Here is a 16,759-nt window from a genome sequence, read left to right as displayed (position 1 = left end):
GGCGGACGGCCCCGCGGCGCCCGCCGCCCCGGCCAGCGCCGCCGCCACCCGCGCCGTGTGCGCGCCCACCCCGAGCGCCAGCGCCTCGCGCAGGTCGTCGCCGGTGTCCACGTCCCGGCGCACCGACCCGGCCCGCCCGGTGATCTCCCGCGCCCCCGACGCCAGATGCCTCTCCCGCGAACGGCCGCCGAATGCGGGTGCCAATTCCGTACCGGAACGCGCGGTGAGAAGCGTCGTTCCTATTTCCGCCGCATCGGCGAGAAAAGCCCGCGGAAATAGCGCGGCCCTTTGCAGTACGTCTTCCAGTTCGGTGGCGCGCAGCGCCGGCAGATCGGCGTTGAGGGCGGCGAGGGCCGCGCCCGGACGCCGCGCCCGGACCGTGGCCGCACCGTGGGCCAGCGCCGCGTTGAGGCCGCGGGCGGGGGTGTCGGGCACGATCCGCGCGCCGAGCGCCGCGAGCGGGGCGGCGGCCCGTGGATCGTCCGTGACAACCGCCACATCCGTGACGTCGGCGCAGGCCAGCGCGGTGCCGACGGTATCCAGGGCGAAAGCGAGCGCCAGCCGGGGCCGGAACTCCTCACCGACCGCGGGGGAAAGCCTGCTTTTGGCCCGCACCAGCGGCTTCAGCGGTACGACCAGACTCCAGCCCACATCCACTCCGTCTCCTCGCACAGGCTTCGATTTTCCCTGCTGCCGCAGCTCGCCGAGGACCGCGGGGTTACGGTGTTCTCGACATAGCGGGTACCTGGGGCGACACTTGTGCGGCTGCCGGCTCGCAGCAGCTCAGCAGGTCCCCACAAGGAGGGTGTCCACGTGTCCCGCCGCAGAATCGGCTTCTGGTACCGCCTGGCCGCGGTCATCTGCAAACCGCCGCTCCTGGTTCTGTTCAAGCGGGACTGGCGAGGAATGGAGAACATTCCGGCCGACGGTGGATTTATCGCCGCCGTCAACCACAACTCGTATCTCGACCCGCTGTCGTACGCGCACTATCAGTACAACACCGGGCGCGTTCCCCGTTTTCTCGCCAAGTCCGGACTCTTTCGCAGCGGCTTTGTCGGGCTGATGATGCGCGGCACCGGACAGATCCCCGTGTACCGGGAAACCACCGACGCCGCCAATGCCTTCCGCGCCGCCGTCAACGCCATCGAGAAGGGCGAATGCGTCGCCTTCTATCCCGAGGGCACGCTCACCCGCGATCCGGCGCAGTGGCCGATGCGGGGCAAGACCGGCGCGGCGCGCGTGGCGCTGCTCACGAAGGCGCCGGTCATTCCCGTCGCGCAGTGGGGCGCCAACGAGGTCATGCCGCCGTACGCCAAGGAGAAGAAGGTCCACTTCCTGCCGCGCAAGACGCTGCGGGTGCAGGCGGGACCGCCGGTCGACCTCAGCGCGTACCACGACAAGGAGCCCACCGCCGAGGTGCTCCGCGAGGTCACCGAGACGATCATGGCGGCGATCACCGCGCAGCTCGCGGAGGTTCGGGGCGAGAACCCGCCCGCCGAACTGTTCGACCCGCGCCGCGCGCTCGCGCGCGAACGGCGCGCCGCCCGTGAAGCGGCCCGGGCGGCGACCGCCGCCGAGCCGGCCCGAAGCACCCAGCAGGCACAGGAGGATGAAGGCAAGTGACGCGCTGCGCCGTCTACGGCACGGGGTCCTGGGGCACCGCATTCGCGATGATCCTCGGTGACGCGGGCTGCGAGGTGACCCTCTGGGGCCGCCGCGCCGCCGTCGCCGACGCGATCAACACGGACCGGACCAACCCCGACTACCTGCCGGGGGTCGAACTGCCCGCGTCCGTGCGGGCCACCACCGACCCCGCCGAGGCCGCCGCGGGCGCCGACTTCACCGTCCTCGCCGTGCCCTCGCAGACGCTGCGCGACAACCTCGCCGCCTGGGCGCCGCTGCTGCCCGCCGACACCGTCCTGGTCTCGCTGATGAAGGGCGTCGAACTGGGCACCGCCAAGCGGATGAGCGAGGTCATCGAGGAGGTCGCCAAGGTCCCCGCCGAGCGCGTCGCGGTCCTCACCGGCCCCAACCTCGCCAAGGAGATCGCGGCCCGGCAGCCCGCCGCCGCGGTCGTCGCCTGCGCCGACGAGGCGGTCGCCCGGCGGCTCCAGACCGCCTGCCACACCCCGTACTTCCGCCCGTACACCAACACCGACGTCGTCGGCTGCGAGCTGGGCGGTGCCGTGAAGAACGTCATCGCGCTCGCCGTCGGCATCGCGGGCGGCATGGGGCTGGGCGACAACGCCAAGGCGTCGCTGATCACCCGCGGTCTCGCCGAGACCACCCGCCTCGGCCTCGCCATGGGCGCCGACGCGCACACCTTCGCGGGCCTGGCCGGGATGGGCGACCTCGTCGCCACCTGCTCCTCGCCGCTGTCGCGCAACAACACCTTCGGCACCAACCTCGGCCGCGGGATGAGCCTGGCCGAGACCATCGCGGTGACCAAGCAGACCGCCGAGGGCGTCAAGTCCTGCGAATCCGTACGGGATCTGGCCCGCCGCCACGGCGTCGACATGCCGATCACCGAGACGGTCTTCGACATCGTCCACGAGGGCAAACCGCCGATGGTCGCCCTCAAGGAGCTGATGGGACGCAGCGCCAAGTCCGAACGGCACTGACGGCCCGCGCGCGGCGCCCGTCCCGCCCCGCCCCGTGCGCGGCACCCGGACACGGCGCCGCGCACGGCCGCCGCCGCGCCGACTCCGTATCGACCAGCAGGTACCCTCAAGCCGATATGAGCAGCCAGACCCCTCCCCACAAGCCCCGCGTCGCCGTCGTGTTCGGTGGCCGCAGCTCCGAGCACGCCATCTCCGTGGTCACCGCGGGAGCCGTCCTGCGCGCCATCGACCGTGAGAAGTACGACGTGCTGCCGATCGGTATCACCACCGACGGCCGCTGGGCGCTGACCTCCGACGACCCGGAGCGGATGGCCATCGCGGACCGCCGGCTGCCGAACGTCGCCGAGCTGGCCGAGTCCGACGAGGGCGCCGTCGTCCTGCCCGTCGATCCGACCCACCGCGAGCTGGTCTACAGCGAACCGGGCTCCGTCCCCAAGGCGCTGGGCGAGGTCGACGTCGTCTTCCCCGTGCTGCACGGCCCCTACGGCGAGGACGGCACCCTCCAGGGCCTGCTGGAACTCTCCGGCGTCCCCTACGTCGGCTGCGGTGTCCTCGCCTCCGCCGTCGGCCAGGACAAGGACTACATGAAGCGGGTGTTCACCTCCTTCGGGCTGCCGGTCGGCCCGTACGAGGTCATCCGGCCGCGGGAGTGGGAGCGCGGCCCCGAGGCCGCCCGTAAGAAGATCGTGGACTTCGCCGCCGAGCACGGCTGGCCGCTCTTCGTGAAGCCCGCCCGCGCCGGTTCGTCCATGGGCATCACCAAGGTCGACGGTGTCGACGGGCTGGACGCGGCGCTCGAGGAGGCGCGGCGCCACGACCCGAAGGTCATCGTCGAGTCGCTGCTGCGCGGCCGCGAGATCGAGTGCGGGGTGCTGGAGTTCGCCGACGGTCCGCGCGCCAGCGTCCCGGCGGAGATCCCGCCGGTCACCGCCCACGACTTCTACGACTTCGAGGCGAAGTACATCGACTCGGCGGCGGGTCTGGTGCCCGCGCCGCTCACCGATGAGGAGACCGCCCGCGTCCAGGAGCTGGCCGTCGCGGCGTTCGAGGCGGCGTCCTGCGAGGGGCTGGTCCGCGCGGACTTCTTCCTCCAGGAGAACGGCGAGTTCGTGATCAACGAGATCAACACGCTCCCCGGCTTCACGCCCATCTCGATGTACCCGCGGATGTGGCAGGAGAGCGGTGTGAGCTACCCGGAGCTGATCGACCGGCTCCTGCAGGCGGCGCTGACCCGCTCGACCGGCCTGCGCTGACCGCTTCCGGGCCCGCCCGCCGCGGGCCCGGCTCAGACGCCTTCGGGCACGGTCTTCCTCACCGCGGCGGCGAGATCGGTGAGGGCGTTGACCTCGGGGGCGTACTTCCCCGGCACCGTCACCTCGACATACGCCTTGCGCAGCACCGTCGTGAAGCGGTAACCGTCGTCGCGCTTCTCCAGGAACCACGAGACGCCGTTGACGTCCGCCGCGTCGGCGGTGGGGTTGTAATGTTCACTCCCGGACGTCAACGTGCCCGGCTTGGGTACCCCGCACCGAAGCTGTACGGCGGGGTCGCCCCAGGCGGCGGTGTACTCCGACGCGGGCCCGGTGCTCCTGCGCGCCAGCCCGTCGACGGTGCCCGGCAACTCCTTGTGGAGGGCCCGGCAGTACCCGGCCGCCGCTCCCTCGGGCGCGGGCGGGGTGACCTCGGCCGCGGACGAACAGCCCGCCGCGCAGAGCACGGCGAGCGACGGCAGGACCGGCAACCAGCGGCGAGACGAGATCACCCGGCCGAGCATACGGGGAGCTAGATATGGACGACCGGACAGGTCAGGGTGCGGGTGATCCCCTCCACCCGCTGCACGTTGGCGACGACCATCCGGCCCAGCTCGTCGACCGTGTCCGCCTGCGCGCGGACGACGACGTCGTAGGGACCGGTCACGTCCTCGGCCGTCAGCACACCGGGGATCTGCGCGATCACCTCCGCCACCGCCGAGGCCCGGCCGACCTCGGTCTGGATCAGGATGTACGCCTGTACCACGGGGCCTCCAGGGCGGCTTCGAGGATCATGGGGGAAGAAGGGACGCCACGGTACCGCGTCACCGAGCGGAGCGGGGAGATCCGCGCGGTGACGGCCGGTGCGGCGCCCAGGCCAGCGGAGTACGGACCGGCCGTACGCAGGAGAAGGGCGACAGCATGAAGGGCACCGTGGGCGAGCTGGGGGAATTCGGGCTGATCCGGGAGCTGACCTCCCGCATCACCCCCACCCCGGCGGTACGCATCGGTCCGGGTGACGACGCCGCGGTGGTCACCGCGCCGGACCGGAGGGTCGTCGCCAGCACCGACATCCTCCTGGAGGGCCGGCACTTCCGCCGCGACTGGTCCACCGCGTACGACGTCGGGCGGAAGGCCGCGGCGCAGAACCTCGCCGACATCGCCGCCATGGGCGCCGTCCCCACCGCCATCCTGCTGGGCCTGGTCGTTCCCGCGCAGCTCCCCGCCACCTGGCCGACCGAGCTGATGGACGGGTTGCACGACGAGTGCCAGGTCGCCGGTGCCGCGGTGGTCGGCGGTGACGTCGTCCGCGGGGACACCATCACCGTCGCCATCACCGCCCTCGGCGATCTGCGCAACGCCGAGCCGGTGACCCGCGGCGGCGCGCAGCCCGGCGATGTCGTCGCGGTGACCGGCTGGCTGGGCTGGTCGGCGGCCGGGTACGCGGTGCTGACCCGCGGGTTCCGCTCGCCGCGCGCCTTCGTCGAGGCGCACCGGCGGCCCGAACCGCCGTACCACGCGGGCCCGGCGGCCGCCCGGCTGGGCGCCACCGCCATGACGGACGTCAGCGACGGCCTCGTCGCCGACCTCGGGCACATCGCCGAGGCCAGCAAGGTCCGTATCGACCTCGCCTCCACCAAGATCGACATCCCGACGCAGATGTCCGACATCGGCACCGCCGTCGGCGTCGACCCCATGCAGTGGGTGCTCAACGGCGGGGAGGACCACGCGATCGTCGCGACGTTCCCGCCCGACGTGAAGCTGCCCGCCCGCTGGAAGGTCATCGGCGAGGTCCTGCACCCCGCCGCGCTGCCGCAGGTGACGGTGGACGGCGCGCCCTGGGCGCGGGCCGGCTGGGACCACTTCGGGGACAACGGCGACGCCGGGTCCCCGCCCCGGGGCGGCTCCGCGGCGCCCGGCGGCGGCCGGTAGATTCGGCGCCGTGCAGACCCCACCACGCGTCCTGACCGTCGCCGGCTCCGACTCCGGCGGCGGCGCGGGGATTCAGGCCGATCTGAAGACGATGCTGGCGCTGGGCACCCACGGCATGAGCGTGCTCACCGCCGTCACCGCGCAGAACTCCCGCGGCGTCCAGGGCGCCTGGGAGCTGCCCGCCGAGGCGGTGCGGGCACAGTTCCGCAGCGTCGTCGACGACATCGGCGTCCAGGCGGTGAAGACCGGGATGCTCGCCTCGCCGGAGCTGGTGGAGACCGTCGCCGCCCTCCTCGCGGAGCTGACCGTGCCCGTCGTCGTCGACCCCGTGGGTGTCTCCAAGCACGGCGACGCGCTGCTCGCCGCGACCGCCCTGGACGCGGTCCGCACCAAGCTGCTGCCGACCGCCACCGTCGCCACACCCAACCTCGACGAGGTGGCGCAGCTCACCGGACTCCGCACCGCCGACGAGAGCGGGATGCGCCGCGCCGCCGACGCCGTCCTCGCCTTCGGCCCGCGCTGGGCGCTCATCAAGGGCGGCCATCTGCCCGGCACCGCCGACGCCGTCGACCTGCTCACCGACGGCGCCGAGGAACACTGGCTGCGCGCCCCGCGCCACGACAACCGCCACACCCACGGCACCGGTTGCACCCTCGCCTCCGCCGTCGCCGCCCGCCTCGCCCACGGCGACACCGTCCCGCAGGCCGTCACCGCCGCGAAGGAGTACGTCACGGGGGCGCTCGCCGCAGGCTTCCGCCTGGGCGGCGGCATCGGCCCGGTGGACCACGGCTGGCGGTGGCGCGGGCGAGCGTGAGGGGGCGGGATACGGCCTCGCGCCGGGCTCCTGCCTGGTGCGGGGAGTGCGGTACGGGGAGTGCGGTACGGGGCCGGGCAACTGCGCCGTGCGGTGAGCCGGCGTCCGCCCTGAGCGGTGAGCTCGCGTCCGCTCCGCTCCGTGCCCCGTCCGGTTGCGCCCCGTTCGGTGAGATGGCGTCCGCCCTGAGCGGTGAGCCCGTGTCCGCCTCGTGCGGTAAGCCGGCGTCCGCCCCGTGCGGTGTTCTCGTGTCCGCTCCGCTCCGTGCCCCGTCTGGTTCCGCCCCGTGCGGTGAGCCGGCGTCGGCCCTGAGCGGTGTTCTCGTGTCCGCCCCGTGGGGTGAGCCGGCGTCCGCCCCGTGCGGTGTTCTCGTGTCCGCTCCGCTCCGTGCCCCGTCTGGTTCCGCCCCGTGCGGAGTTTCCGTCTTGTCCCGTGCGTTGGTTCGTACGGGCCGACGCTCTCCGCCCCGTGCGGTGTTCTCGCGTCCGCTCCGCTCCGCGCCCCGCCTCGTCCCGCCCCGTGCGGAGGTCTCCGCCCCGCCTCATGCGTTGGTCCGTACGGGCCGATCGATGCTCTCGGTTCCGTTCTCGCCTCGTGCCGGGCTTCGTCGTGCGGGGGGCCTCGGGCCGGGGGGGAGGGTTCGCGCCTGCCCGTGTCCGGGCCTTGTGCGTGCCCCGTGCGGCGGCACGGGGCGGAGCGGGGCGCGTCTCACCCCCGCTCCAGCACCTCCCGTACCACCGCACCCACCTGTTCCGTCTCGGTGAGGAAACCGTCGTGGCCGGCGGGGGAGTCGAGGATGCGGGGCGGGCCCGCGCCGGGGAGGAGGGACGCCAACTCGGCCTGCTGCGCGGGCGGGTAGAGCCGGTCGGAGGCGACTCCGGCGACCTGCGCGGGCATCCGCGCCCGCGCCAGGGCCGCCGCCACGCCGCCCCGTCCGCGCCCCACGTCGTGCGCGTTCATCGCCTCGACGAGCGTGACGTAGCTCCCCGCGTCGAACCGCCGCACCAGCTTGTCCGCGTGGTGGTCGAGGTACGACTCGACCGCGTACCGCCCGCCGCGCCACGGGTCCTCGCCGGGCTGCGCGCGCCGCCCGAAGCGGTCCGCCAGCTCCGGTTCGCTGCGGTACGTGAGATGGGCGATCCGCCGGGCGATGCCCAGCCCGCGGTGCGGGCCCGCACCGTGCGGGGCGTCGTGGTACCGCCCGCCGCGCCAGCCCGGATCGGCGCGCACCGCGGCCGTCTGCACCGCGCCCCACGCGATCTGCTCCGCCGACGCCGCCGCCCCGCACGCCAGCACCAGCAGCGCCCCGGTCCGCTCCGGCAGCCCCGCCGCCCACTCCAGGGCCCGCATGCCGCCCATGGAGCCGCCGATCACCGCCGCCCACCGCGCGATGCCCAGCGCGTCGGCCAGCCGCGCCTCGGCCGCGACCTGGTCGCGCGGTGTGAGCGGCGGGAAGTCCGGCCCCCACCGCCCCGTGCCGCCCGGACGGGGCGACGCCGGACCCGTACTGCCCTGACAGCCGCCCAGCACATTGGGCGCCACCACGTACCACCGCCGGGTGTCCAGCGCGGCGCCCGGCCCGACCAGCGCGTCCCACCAGCCCGCGGTGGGATGGCCGGGCCCCGCCGGGCCCGCCACATGGCTGTCGCCGGTCAGCGCGTGCAGCACCAGCACCGCGTTCGAGGCGTCCGGGGCGAGCGTGCCCCACGTCTCGTACGCGAGCCGTACGCCCGGCAGCGCGCCGCCGGACTCCAGCGGCAGCGCGCCGGACAGCGTCACCCACCGGCGGCGGCCCGGCGGGTCGCCCTCCCGCCACGCCCCGGAGGCGGGCGGGAGGGCACGGCCTGGCGCACCGACGCTCAGGACGCCGCCTTCGCGGCCCGGAACCCCGCCTCCAGATCGGCCCGCAGATCCTCCAGGCTCTCCAGCCCCACGGAGAGCCGCACCAGGCCGGGCGCCGCGCCCGCCGCCGCCAACTGCTCCTCGTCGAGCTGGCTGTGGGTGGTGGACGCCGGATGGATGATCAGGCTCCGTACGTCACCGATGTTCGCGAGGTGGCTGAAGAGCCGCACCGCGTCGACGAACTTCTTGCCCGCCTCGACACCGTCGCGCAGCTCGAACGAGAGCACCGCGCCCGCCCCGCGCGGCAGATACGTCCGCCCCGCCTCGTACCAGCGGTTGGACGCCAGCCCCGGGTAGTGCACCGCCGCCACCTCGTCGCGCCCCTCCAGCCACTCGGCGAGCGCCTGCGCGTTCGCGGTGTGCCGCTCCAGGCGGAGGCTGAGCGTCTCGATGCCCTGGAGCAGCAGGAACGCGGAGTGCGGCGCGATGGCCGGACCGATGTCGCGCAGCAACTGCACCCGCAGCTTCACGGCGAACGCGCCGGGGCCCAGATCCGGCCAGTAGCGCAGCCCGTGGTAGCTCGGGTCGGGGGTGTGGAAGGACGCGAACCGCTCGGCGTGCGCCCCGAAGTCGAAGGTGCCCGCGTCGACCACCACACCGCCCAGCGTGGTGCCGTGCCCGCCGAGGAACTTCGTCGCCGAGTGCACCACCACGTCCGCACCGTGCTCGATGGGCCGCAGCAGATACGGCGTCGGCACCGTGTTGTCGACGATCAGCGGTACGCCCGCCCCGTGCGCCGCGTCCGCGACCGCCCGGACGTCGAGGACGTTGCCCCGCGGATTGCCCAGCGTCTCCGCGAAGAACGCCTTCGTCGTGGGGCGTACGGCCGCCTCCCAGGCGGCGACGGAGTCCGGATCGTCGACGAACGACACCTCCACACCCAGCCGCGGCAGCGTGTGCCGGAACAGGTTGTACGTCCCGCCGTACAGCGAGGACGAGGCCACGATGTGATCACCGGCGCCCGCCAGCGTCAGCAGCGCCAGCGTCTCCGCCGCCTGCCCGGAGGCGAGCGCGACGGCCGCGACGCCACCCTCCAGCGCGGCGACCCGCTGCTCCAGGGCGTCCTGGGTGGGGTTGTGGATGCGGGTGTAGATGTTGCCGGGCTCGGCGAGCGAGAAGAGATCAGCGGCGTGCCGGGTGTCCCGGAAGGCGAAGGACGTCGTCTGGTAGATCGGCACCGCGCGGGCCCCGGTGGTGGGATCGGGCGCCGCGCCCGCGTGGATCTGCCGGGTCTCGAAGGACCACGCGGCGGACGGATCCTCGGCCGCGGCACGGTCGTCGGTGGGGTGTCCTGCGGTGACGGAGTCGACGGGCTGGCTCATGAAACGGTCCTCGCACGGTGGGTGACGGACGGACCCGGCAGGGGAGTGCCGTGTCCGGGACCCGGACACTAGGGGCGGCGAGGAACGCCCCGGAAGCGGTACCGCCACCCGGCCACGGAACCGCAACGACCGCGCAACGCACCGCGCCCGCCCGTAATGGACGGCAATACGGCACCCATGACGCGGCAACAGTGCGCACCGTGCGCGGAGCCGGCGACCGGCCCCGCGCACCCGCCCGTACGGGGCGGTCCGCACGGTGCGCCGTCCACCCAGCCACACCCCCGTACGGCAACGGCAAGAAGCCGGCCCACCTTACGGTGGACCGGCTTCTCGTCAAGCAACCGGCTCGGCTGCGCTACGGCGAAGACGTCAGCGCGAGACCTTGCCGGCCTTGATGCACGAGGTGCAGACGTTGAGCCGCTTCGGCGTACGCTCGACCACGGCACGAACCGTCTGGATGTTGGGGTTCCAACGACGGTTGGTACGGCGGTGCGAGTGAGAGACACTCTTGCCGAAGCCCGGCCCCTTGCCGCAGACGTCGCAGTTGGCAGCCACGGGTCACTCCAAAGACTTCAGATGCACTTACGGTGAATCCTGACGGGCCGAGTGCATTGACCGACCGGCGTCGCCAGGAGAGGAATGGCCCGATTCGCACCGGGCAACCGGAGCAGCATACAACGGCCGCGTCCGTAGAACGAAACTACCATGCGCGCTCCGGCCCCCGCCCCGGGCTCCCGGTGTGACCGCGGCTACTGTGCGGTCATCCCGCGCATCCAGGAGGACGCTGTGCCGCACCCGCTCGACGCCGCCGCGATCCGCACCTGGTGCGGGCTGGCGCTGGAGGCGCTGGGCCGGGAACGCGCCCGGATCGACGCGATCAACGTCTATCCCGTGGCCGACGGCGACACCGGCACCAACCTCTATCTCACCCTCGAATCCGCCGCCCGCGCCGTCGAGGCGGCCTTCGACGGCCACGCCGCCGCGGGCACCGCGCCCTGCCTCGCCGACGCCGCCGGAGCCATGGCCCACGGCGCCCTCATCGGGGCGCGCGGCAACTCCGGCACCATCCTCGCCCAGTTGCTGCGCGGGATGACCGAGGTCCTCGCCGCACCACCGGCGCCCGGCACGGGGCCGGACACCGCCGCCCCCGGCGCCGGGCGCCCCGCCGGCGACGAGCGGCCCGACGGCGACGAGCGGCCCGACGGCTGCCCGCCCGCCGCCCTGGGACGGGCGCTGCACCGCGCCGCGGCCGCCGCCCGGGAGGCCGTGGCGCACCCGGTGGAGGGCACCGTGCTGACGGTCGCCGCCGGTGCCGCCGACGCCGCGGTGGCCGCCGCCCCCACCGCACCGCACACCGCGGCGGTGGCGCGCGCCGCCCACGACGCCGCCCGCACCGCCCTCCGCGCCACTCCCGGGCAGCTCGCCGCCCTGGGCCGGGCCGGGGTCGTGGACGCCGGCGGCTGCGGCCTGGTCGCCCTGCTGGGGGCGCTCGCGGACGCCCTGTCCGGCGAGGTCACCGCCGCTCCCGTCGCCGTACGGGCCGACGCCCCGCTCCCGGAGGCCGCGGGGCCCGCCGCCGTCACCGGGGCCGCCCCGGAGACCTGCCCGCCCGGGGAGGCGACGGGCCCCGCCTTCGAGGTGATCTACCTTCTGGAGGCCACCGACGCCGCCGTGGTGCGGCTGCGCGCCCGCCTCGACGCGCTCGGCGACTCCCTCGTCGTGGTCGGCGGCGACGGCCTGTTCCACGTCCATGTCCACGTCGACGACGCGGGCGCCGCCGTCGAGGCGGGCATCGAGGCGGGCCGCCCGTACCGCATCCGCATCACGCACTTCGACGGCGCCGCGCACACCGCGCGCCCCGTGCCGGAACCGGCCGCGCGGGGCGTCGTCGCCGTCGTCCCCGGAGAGGGCCTGGCCGCGCTGTGCGAGGAGGCCGGCGCGACCGCGGTGCGCGTGCGCCCCGGGGAGCCGCCCGCCTCCGGGGAGCTGGTCCAGGCGATCCGGCAGGCCCGCGCACGCGAGGTGCTGCTGCTGCCGAACGACCCCGAGCTGCGCCACACCGCCGCCGCGGCGGCCGAGGCGGCCCGCACCGAGGGCATCCGGGTCGCGCTCATCCCCACCCGCGCCGCCGTACAGGGCCTCGCGGCGCTCGCCGTGCACGAGCCCGACCGCAGCTTCGACGAGGACGCCGTCGCCATGACCTCGGCCGCGGGCGCCACCCGCTACGCGGAACTGACCGTCGCCGAACGCCAGGCGTGGACGATGGCCGGCGTCTGCCAGCAGGGCGACGTCCTCGGGCTGATCGACGGCGACGTCGCGGTCATCGGCGCCGACCTGACGGACACCGCCCTCACCGTCCTCGACCGGATGCTCTCGGCCGGCGGCGAACTCGTCACCCTGGTCCGCGGCGCCTGCGCCCCCGACGGCCTCGCCGAACGCCTGGAGTCCCACGTCCGCGAACGCTTCCTCGCCGTCGACACCGTCGTGTACGAGGGAGGCCACCACGCGGCGCCGTTGCTGATCGGGGTCGAGTAACGGGGCGGGGCGCATGGGGCGCCGCCGGGCACGCGGGGCGCCGGGCACGGGACGCGGCAGGCGCCGCGCGCATGGGGCGGAGTACGGGGCCGGGTGCGGGACCGGGCTCAGGCACGGATGCTCCCGCACGGGGCCGGCGTGAAGGGGACCGCTCCTGCGCGTGCGGGCCTGCGCGTGCGGGGCGTGTCCGTACGGGGCGGTCCGTACGGGGCCGGAACCGCATGGCGCCGGGCGCACGGGGCCGCGCGTGCGGCGCCCCGCCCGCCTCGGGGCCCACGCCCCGCGCGGGACAGCCGCTCCGTCTCCCGGACCGCCCCGCGTACCCCGCCCCGGCCGGCCTCTCCGCCCGCCGGACGGCCGCGTTGTCAGTGGCATGGTGTGCAATGGGTTCGTGGCCGCGCTCGACGAACCTCTGAAGAAGACCCTCGGTGGCACCACCGCGAAGGTGCTCGCCGACCACCTCGGCCTGCACACGGTCGGCGATCTGCTGCACCACTACCCGCGCCGGTACGCCGAGCGCGGTGAGCTGACCCGCCTCGCCGATCTCCCGCTCGACGAGCACGTCACCGTCGTCGCCCAGGTCGCCGACGCCCGCGTCCTGCGGTTCAACGGCGGCCGCGGCCAGCGTCTGGAGGTCACGCTCACCGACGGCGGCGGCCGCCTCCAGTTGGTCTTCTTCGGCAAGGGCATCCACAAGCCGCACAAGGACCTGGTGCCGGGCCGCCGCGCGATGTTCGCCGGCAAGGTCTCCGTCTTCAACCGCAAGCTCCAGCTCGCCCACCCCGAATACGCCCTCCTCGACCAGGAGACCGGCAGCGAGGCGGTCGACGCCTTCGCCGGTGCGCTGATGCCGATCTACCCGGCCTGCCAGCAGATGGCGTCCTGGAAGCTGGCCAAGGCCGTCGACGCCGTGCTGCCCCACGCCCGGGATGCCGTCGACCCGTTGCCGGAGGCGCTGCGGGAGGGCCGCGGGCTGGTGGAGCTGCCCGACGCGCTGGAGAAGATCCACCGCCCGCGCACCAAGGCCGACATCGCCGACGCCCGCGCCCGGCTGAAGTGGGACGAGGCGTTCGTCCTCCAGGTCGCGCTGGCCCGCCGCCGCTTCGCCGAGACCCAACTCCCCGCCGTACCCCGCCCATTGACCGAGTCCGGGATTCTCGACGCGTTCGACGCCGGGCTGCCGTTCACCCTCACCGAGGGCCAGCGGAAGGTCAGCGAGGAGATCTTCACCGACCTCGCCACCGCCCACCCCATGCACCGCCTCCTCCAGGGCGAGGTCGGCTCCGGCAAGACGATGGTGGCGCTGCGCGCGATGCTCGCCGTCGTCGACAGCGGGGGACAGGCGGCGATGCTCGCCCCCACCGAGGTCCTCGCCCAGCAGCACCACCGCTCCATCACGGAGATGATGGGGGAGCTGGCCCAGGGCGGCATGCTCGGCGGCGCCGAGCACGGCACCAAGGTCGTACTGCTCACCGGCTCCATGGGCGCAGCCGCCCGCCGTCAGGCGCTCCTCGATCTCGTCACGGGCGAGGCGGGCATCGTCATCGGCACCCACGCCCTGATCGAGGACAAGGTCCAGTTCCACGACCTCGGGCTGGTCGTCGTCGACGAACAGCACCGTTTCGGCGTCGAGCAGCGCGACGCCCTGCGCGGCAAGGGCCACTCCCGGGGCGAGAAGCGGACCCCGCACCTGTTGGTGATGACCGCCACCCCCATTCCGCGCACCGTCGCCATGACCGTCTTCGGCGACCTGGAGACCTCCGTCCTCGACCAGCTCCCCGCCGGGCGTTCACCCATCGCCACCCACGTCGTTCCCGCCAAGGACAAGCCGCACTTCCTCGCCCGTGCCTGGGAGCGGGTCCGCGAGGAGGTCGCCGCGGGCCACCAGGGCTACGTCGTCTGCCCCCGCATCGGCGACGAGGAGGGCGCCCCCGCGGCGGGCAAGGGCCGCAAGGGCGGCGCGGAGGACGGGGAGCCGCCCGAGGACGCCGAGGAGAAGCGGCCGCCGCTCGCCGTGCTCGACCTCGTCCGGCAGCTCACCGCCGGACCGCTGGCCGGGCTGCGGGTGGCCGCCCTGCACGGCCGCATGGCGCCCGAGGACAAGGACGCCGTCATGCGCCGTTTCGCCGCCGGCGAGCTGGACGTCCTGGTCGCCACCACCGTCATCGAGGTCGGCGTCAACGTCCCCAACGCCACCGCCATGGTGATCATGGACGCCGACCGCTTCGGCGTCTCCCAGCTCCACCAGCTCCGCGGCCGCGTCGGCCGGGGCTCCGCCCCCGGGCTCTGTCTGCTGGTCAGCGAGATGCCGGAGGCCAGCCCCGCGCGCGCCCGCCTCGCCGCCGTCGCCGCCACCCTCGACGGTTTCGAACTCTCCCGTATCGACCTCGAACAGCGCCGCGAGGGCGACGTCCTCGGCCAGGCCCAGTCCGGCGTCCGCTCCTCGCTGCGGATGCTCGCCGTCATCGAGGACGAGGAGGTCATCGCCGCCGCCCGCGAGGAAGCCACCGCCGTCGTCACCGCCGACCCCTCCCTCGGCGCCTACCCCGAACTGCGCACCGCCCTCGCCGCCCTGCTGGACGAGGAACGCGAGGAGTACCTCGACAAGGGGTGACGGGCGGGGGCGCCCGGCCCGCGGGGCGGGCCCGGCTGACGGTACGAGCCCGCACGACCGGCCCCGCCCGCCGAGCGGGGCCCGGCCCCACGCCCCGCCGAGGATCCGGGCGTCACGGTCGGCGAACGCACCGTCCGCCTGCCGAAGACGGCGGTCCCGGGCCGCCACCCGGGGCTGCGCGACCGGCCCATCGGCGAGCCTGGGTGACCGGCCCGGCCCGCCGAGCGACGCCCGGGCCCGCCCCGCCGAGAATCCGGGCGTCACGCACCGGCGAACTCGCCGTTCGGCCCGCCGAAGACGCCGATCCCGGCGCGGCACCGGAAGGTGAAGTCCTCCGGCCACGCGAAGACGATCTTCCATTTCCCCGGGGCCCACGCCTCGGGCCCCGCCCCACGCCGCCCCCACGTGAGAAGCCTCACCCTCCCCCGGCGCCCCGCGACCCGCCGCACGCCGCCTCCCGCCCGGCCGGAATATCGTGGAGGCCACGGCGCCGCACCCCGGCCGCCGTCTCCCCACCGAACCCGCACCACGTAAGGACGGGCCCATGACCCGCGTGATCGCCGGTACGGCCGGCGGCCGCCGACTGGCCGTACCCCCCGGCAACGGCACCCGCCCGACCTCCGACCGCGCGCGCGAGGGCCTCTTCTCCACCTGGGAGTCGCTGGACGGCCCGCTGACCGGCGCCCGGGTCCTCGACCTCTACGCCGGCTCCGGCGCGGTCGGCCTGGAGGCGCTCTCCCGGGGCGCCGCCCATGTCCTGCTCGTCGAGGCCGACGCCCGCGCCGCCCGCACCGTCCGTGAGAACGTCAAGGCCGTCGGCCTGCCCGGCGCCGAGGTCCGCACCGGCCGCGCCGAACAGACCGCCGCCGGCGCCCCGCCCGGCGCCCCGTACGACGTCCTCTTCCTCGACCCGCCGTACGCCGTCACCGACGACGAACTGCGGGAGATCCTCCTCACACTCCGCGGTGCGGGCTGGTGCGCGCCGGACGCACTCGTCACGGTGGAGCGGAGTACCCGAGGCGGCGCGTTCTCCTGGCCCGACGGTTTCGCGGCGATCAAGGCCCGCCGCTACGGCGAGGGGACGCTTTGGTACGGTCGCGCCGCTTCGACGTCCCCCGACGAGACGTCGGAACGCGTGTCATGAACGCATCGGAGAGCGAGGAACCAGAGTTGCGCCGCGCCGTCTGTCCGGGGTCCTTCGACCCCATCACCAATGGGCATCTGGACATCATCGCCCGTGCCTCCAAGCTGTACGACGTCGTCCACGTCGCCGTGATGATCAACCAGTCGAAGCAGGGGCTCTTCACGGTCGACGAACGCATCGACCTGATCCGCCGGGCCACCGCCGAGTACGGCAACGTCGAGGTCGAGGCGTTCCACGGGCTGCTCGTCGACTTCTGCAAGCAGCGCGACATCCCCGCGATCGTCAAGGGACTGCGCGCCGTCAGCGACTTCGACTACGAACTCCAGATGGCCCAGATGAACAACGGGCTGTCCGGCGTGGAGACGCTCTTCGTCCCCACCAACCCCACCTACAGCTTCCTCTCCTCCAGCCTGGTCAAGGAGGTCGCGGCGTGGGGCGGCGACGTGGGCCATCTCGTCCCGCCGTTCGTCCTGGAAGCGCTCACCGAGCGGCTGCGGCAGCGCTGAGCGGCACCCCGGCGTACCGGCCGGGCGTCACCACCTGCTGACGCGCCGTCAGCAGGTGTCGGAGCGGGGCCGGGTGGCCGTACAGTCGGGGCGTTCCCTCGTTCCATCCCTTCAGAGAG

At 74.3% G+C, this 16,759-nt stretch carries 14 protein-coding genes and 2 pseudogenes; 9 read left to right on the top strand and 7 right to left on the bottom strand.

Going from position 1 to position 16,759, the window contains the following annotated elements; all coding sequences use genetic code 11:
* Window positions 1–30: 30 nt before the first annotated feature.
* A pseudogene (gene cofC, locus ACGH2B_RS06215) lies at window positions 31–651 on the bottom strand (2-phospho-L-lactate guanylyltransferase); the annotation flags it as partial.
* Between the two features lie 162 nt (window positions 652–813).
* Here cofC and ACGH2B_RS06210 point away from each other — a divergent pair.
* From ACGH2B_RS06210 to ACGH2B_RS06200, 3 genes are all read left to right on the top strand, one after another.
* Window positions 814–1,623, top strand: coding sequence for a lysophospholipid acyltransferase family protein (locus ACGH2B_RS06210; RefSeq protein ID WP_399085307.1), 810 nt, complete (start codon window positions 814–816; stop codon window positions 1,621–1,623).
* Window positions 1,620–2,621 carry an NAD(P)H-dependent glycerol-3-phosphate dehydrogenase gene (locus ACGH2B_RS06205; RefSeq protein WP_399085304.1) on the top strand — a complete coding sequence of 334 codons (1,002 nt, stop codon included), beginning with the start codon at window positions 1,620–1,622 and terminating at the stop codon, window positions 2,619–2,621. The genes ACGH2B_RS06210 and ACGH2B_RS06205 overlap by 4 nt, the downstream gene beginning before the upstream one ends.
* A 116-nt stretch (window positions 2,622–2,737) precedes the next feature.
* Window positions 2,738–3,874 carry a D-alanine--D-alanine ligase family protein gene (locus tag ACGH2B_RS06200; RefSeq protein ID WP_399085301.1) on the top strand — a complete coding sequence of 379 codons (1,137 nt, stop codon included), beginning with the start codon at window positions 2,738–2,740 and terminating at the stop codon, window positions 3,872–3,874.
* 32 nt (window positions 3,875–3,906) lie between these two features.
* On the opposite strand, the gene ACGH2B_RS06195 is transcribed toward ACGH2B_RS06200, so the two are convergent.
* Complete coding sequence (locus ACGH2B_RS06195; protein WP_399085298.1) at window positions 3,907–4,395, bottom strand: DUF3515 domain-containing protein; 489 nt, start codon at window positions 4,393–4,395, stop codon at window positions 3,907–3,909.
* A gap of 8 nt (window positions 4,396–4,403) precedes the next feature.
* Window positions 4,404–4,637 (bottom strand): Lrp/AsnC ligand binding domain-containing protein, encoded by a 234-nt coding sequence (locus tag ACGH2B_RS06190; RefSeq protein ID WP_399085295.1) that lies wholly within the window; start codon window positions 4,635–4,637, stop codon window positions 4,404–4,406.
* 155 nt (window positions 4,638–4,792) lie between these two features.
* On the opposite strand from ACGH2B_RS06190, the gene ACGH2B_RS06185 reads away from it, so the two are divergent.
* Both ACGH2B_RS06185 and thiD read left to right on the top strand, forming a co-directional pair.
* Window positions 4,793–5,803: a thiamine-phosphate kinase gene (locus tag ACGH2B_RS06185; protein WP_399085292.1), complete on the top strand. Its 1,011-nt coding sequence runs from the start codon at window positions 4,793–4,795 to the stop codon at window positions 5,801–5,803.
* A gap of 10 nt (window positions 5,804–5,813) precedes the next feature.
* On the top strand, window positions 5,814–6,617 hold the full coding sequence (gene thiD / locus ACGH2B_RS06180; protein WP_399085289.1) for a bifunctional hydroxymethylpyrimidine kinase/phosphomethylpyrimidine kinase: 804 nt from the start codon (window positions 5,814–5,816) through the stop codon (window positions 6,615–6,617).
* A 708-nt stretch (window positions 6,618–7,325) separates the two neighbouring features.
* Here the strand turns inward: thiD and ACGH2B_RS06175 are convergent.
* From ACGH2B_RS06175 to rpmB, 3 genes are all read right to left on the bottom strand, one after another.
* Complete coding sequence (locus ACGH2B_RS06175) at window positions 7,326–8,480, bottom strand: homoserine O-acetyltransferase (RefSeq protein ID WP_399096757.1); 1,155 nt, start codon at window positions 8,478–8,480, stop codon at window positions 7,326–7,328.
* A complete protein-coding gene (locus tag ACGH2B_RS06170; protein WP_399085286.1) occupies window positions 8,477–9,841 on the bottom strand; it encodes a bifunctional o-acetylhomoserine/o-acetylserine sulfhydrylase in 1,365 nt (454 codons plus the stop codon). Before ACGH2B_RS06170 ends, ACGH2B_RS06175 begins: the two co-directional genes overlap by 4 nt.
* Before the next feature lie 369 nt (window positions 9,842–10,210).
* Window positions 10,211–10,396 (bottom strand): 50S ribosomal protein L28, encoded by a 186-nt coding sequence (gene rpmB / locus ACGH2B_RS06165; protein ID WP_030287328.1) that lies wholly within the window; start codon window positions 10,394–10,396, stop codon window positions 10,211–10,213.
* Between the two features lie 231 nt (window positions 10,397–10,627).
* Between rpmB and ACGH2B_RS06160 the strand changes: the two genes are divergently transcribed.
* Window positions 10,628–12,376, top strand: coding sequence for a DAK2 domain-containing protein (locus ACGH2B_RS06160; RefSeq protein WP_399085282.1), 1,749 nt, complete (start codon window positions 10,628–10,630; stop codon window positions 12,374–12,376).
* A gap of 391 nt (window positions 12,377–12,767) precedes the next feature.
* Window positions 12,768–14,990: an ATP-dependent DNA helicase RecG gene (gene recG, locus ACGH2B_RS06155; RefSeq protein WP_399085279.1), complete on the top strand. Its 2,223-nt coding sequence runs from the start codon at window positions 12,768–12,770 to the stop codon at window positions 14,988–14,990.
* Between the two features lie 235 nt (window positions 14,991–15,225).
* Here the strand turns inward: recG and ACGH2B_RS06150 are convergent.
* Window positions 15,226–15,355, bottom strand: a pseudogene (locus ACGH2B_RS06150) (peroxiredoxin); the annotation flags it as partial.
* Between the two features lie 179 nt (window positions 15,356–15,534).
* On the opposite strand from ACGH2B_RS06150, the gene rsmD reads away from it, so the two are divergent.
* Together rsmD and coaD are read left to right on the top strand one after the other, a co-directional pair.
* Window positions 15,535–16,134: a 16S rRNA (guanine(966)-N(2))-methyltransferase RsmD gene (rsmD, locus tag ACGH2B_RS06145; RefSeq protein WP_399085276.1), complete on the top strand. Its 600-nt coding sequence runs from the start codon at window positions 15,535–15,537 to the stop codon at window positions 16,132–16,134.
* 26 nt (window positions 16,135–16,160) lie between these two features.
* On the top strand, window positions 16,161–16,640 hold the full coding sequence (gene coaD / locus ACGH2B_RS06140) for a pantetheine-phosphate adenylyltransferase (protein WP_285229398.1): 480 nt from the start codon (window positions 16,161–16,163) through the stop codon (window positions 16,638–16,640).
* Window positions 16,641–16,759: the final 119 nt, after the last annotated feature.

Origin of the sequence: Streptomyces sp. BBFR2, assembly GCF_044497305.1 — a bacterium.
In the GTDB taxonomy this organism is placed as follows: domain Bacteria; phylum Actinomycetota; class Actinomycetes; order Streptomycetales; family Streptomycetaceae; genus Streptomyces.
Note: the sequence above shows the minus strand (reverse complement) of the source record. Positions and strands in the feature narration are given on the sequence as shown.

Excerpts from the sequence above, each read along its gene's own strand:
- ACGH2B_RS06200 (WP_399085301.1), top strand. The coding sequence starts at position 2,738 with ATGAGCAGCCAGACCCCTCCCCACAAGCCCCGCGTCGCCGTCGTGTTC.
- rsmD (WP_399085276.1), top strand. The coding sequence starts at position 15,535 with ATGACCCGCGTGATCGCCGGTACGGCCGGCGGCCGCCGACTGGCCGTA.
- ACGH2B_RS06185 (WP_399085292.1), top strand. The coding sequence starts at position 4,793 with ATGAAGGGCACCGTGGGCGAGCTGGGGGAATTCGGGCTGATCCGGGAG.
- ACGH2B_RS06195 (WP_399085298.1), bottom strand. The coding sequence starts at position 4,395 with ATGCTCGGCCGGGTGATCTCGTCTCGCCGCTGGTTGCCGGTCCTGCCG.
- ACGH2B_RS06170 (WP_399085286.1), bottom strand. The coding sequence starts at position 9,841 with ATGAGCCAGCCCGTCGACTCCGTCACCGCAGGACACCCCACCGACGAC.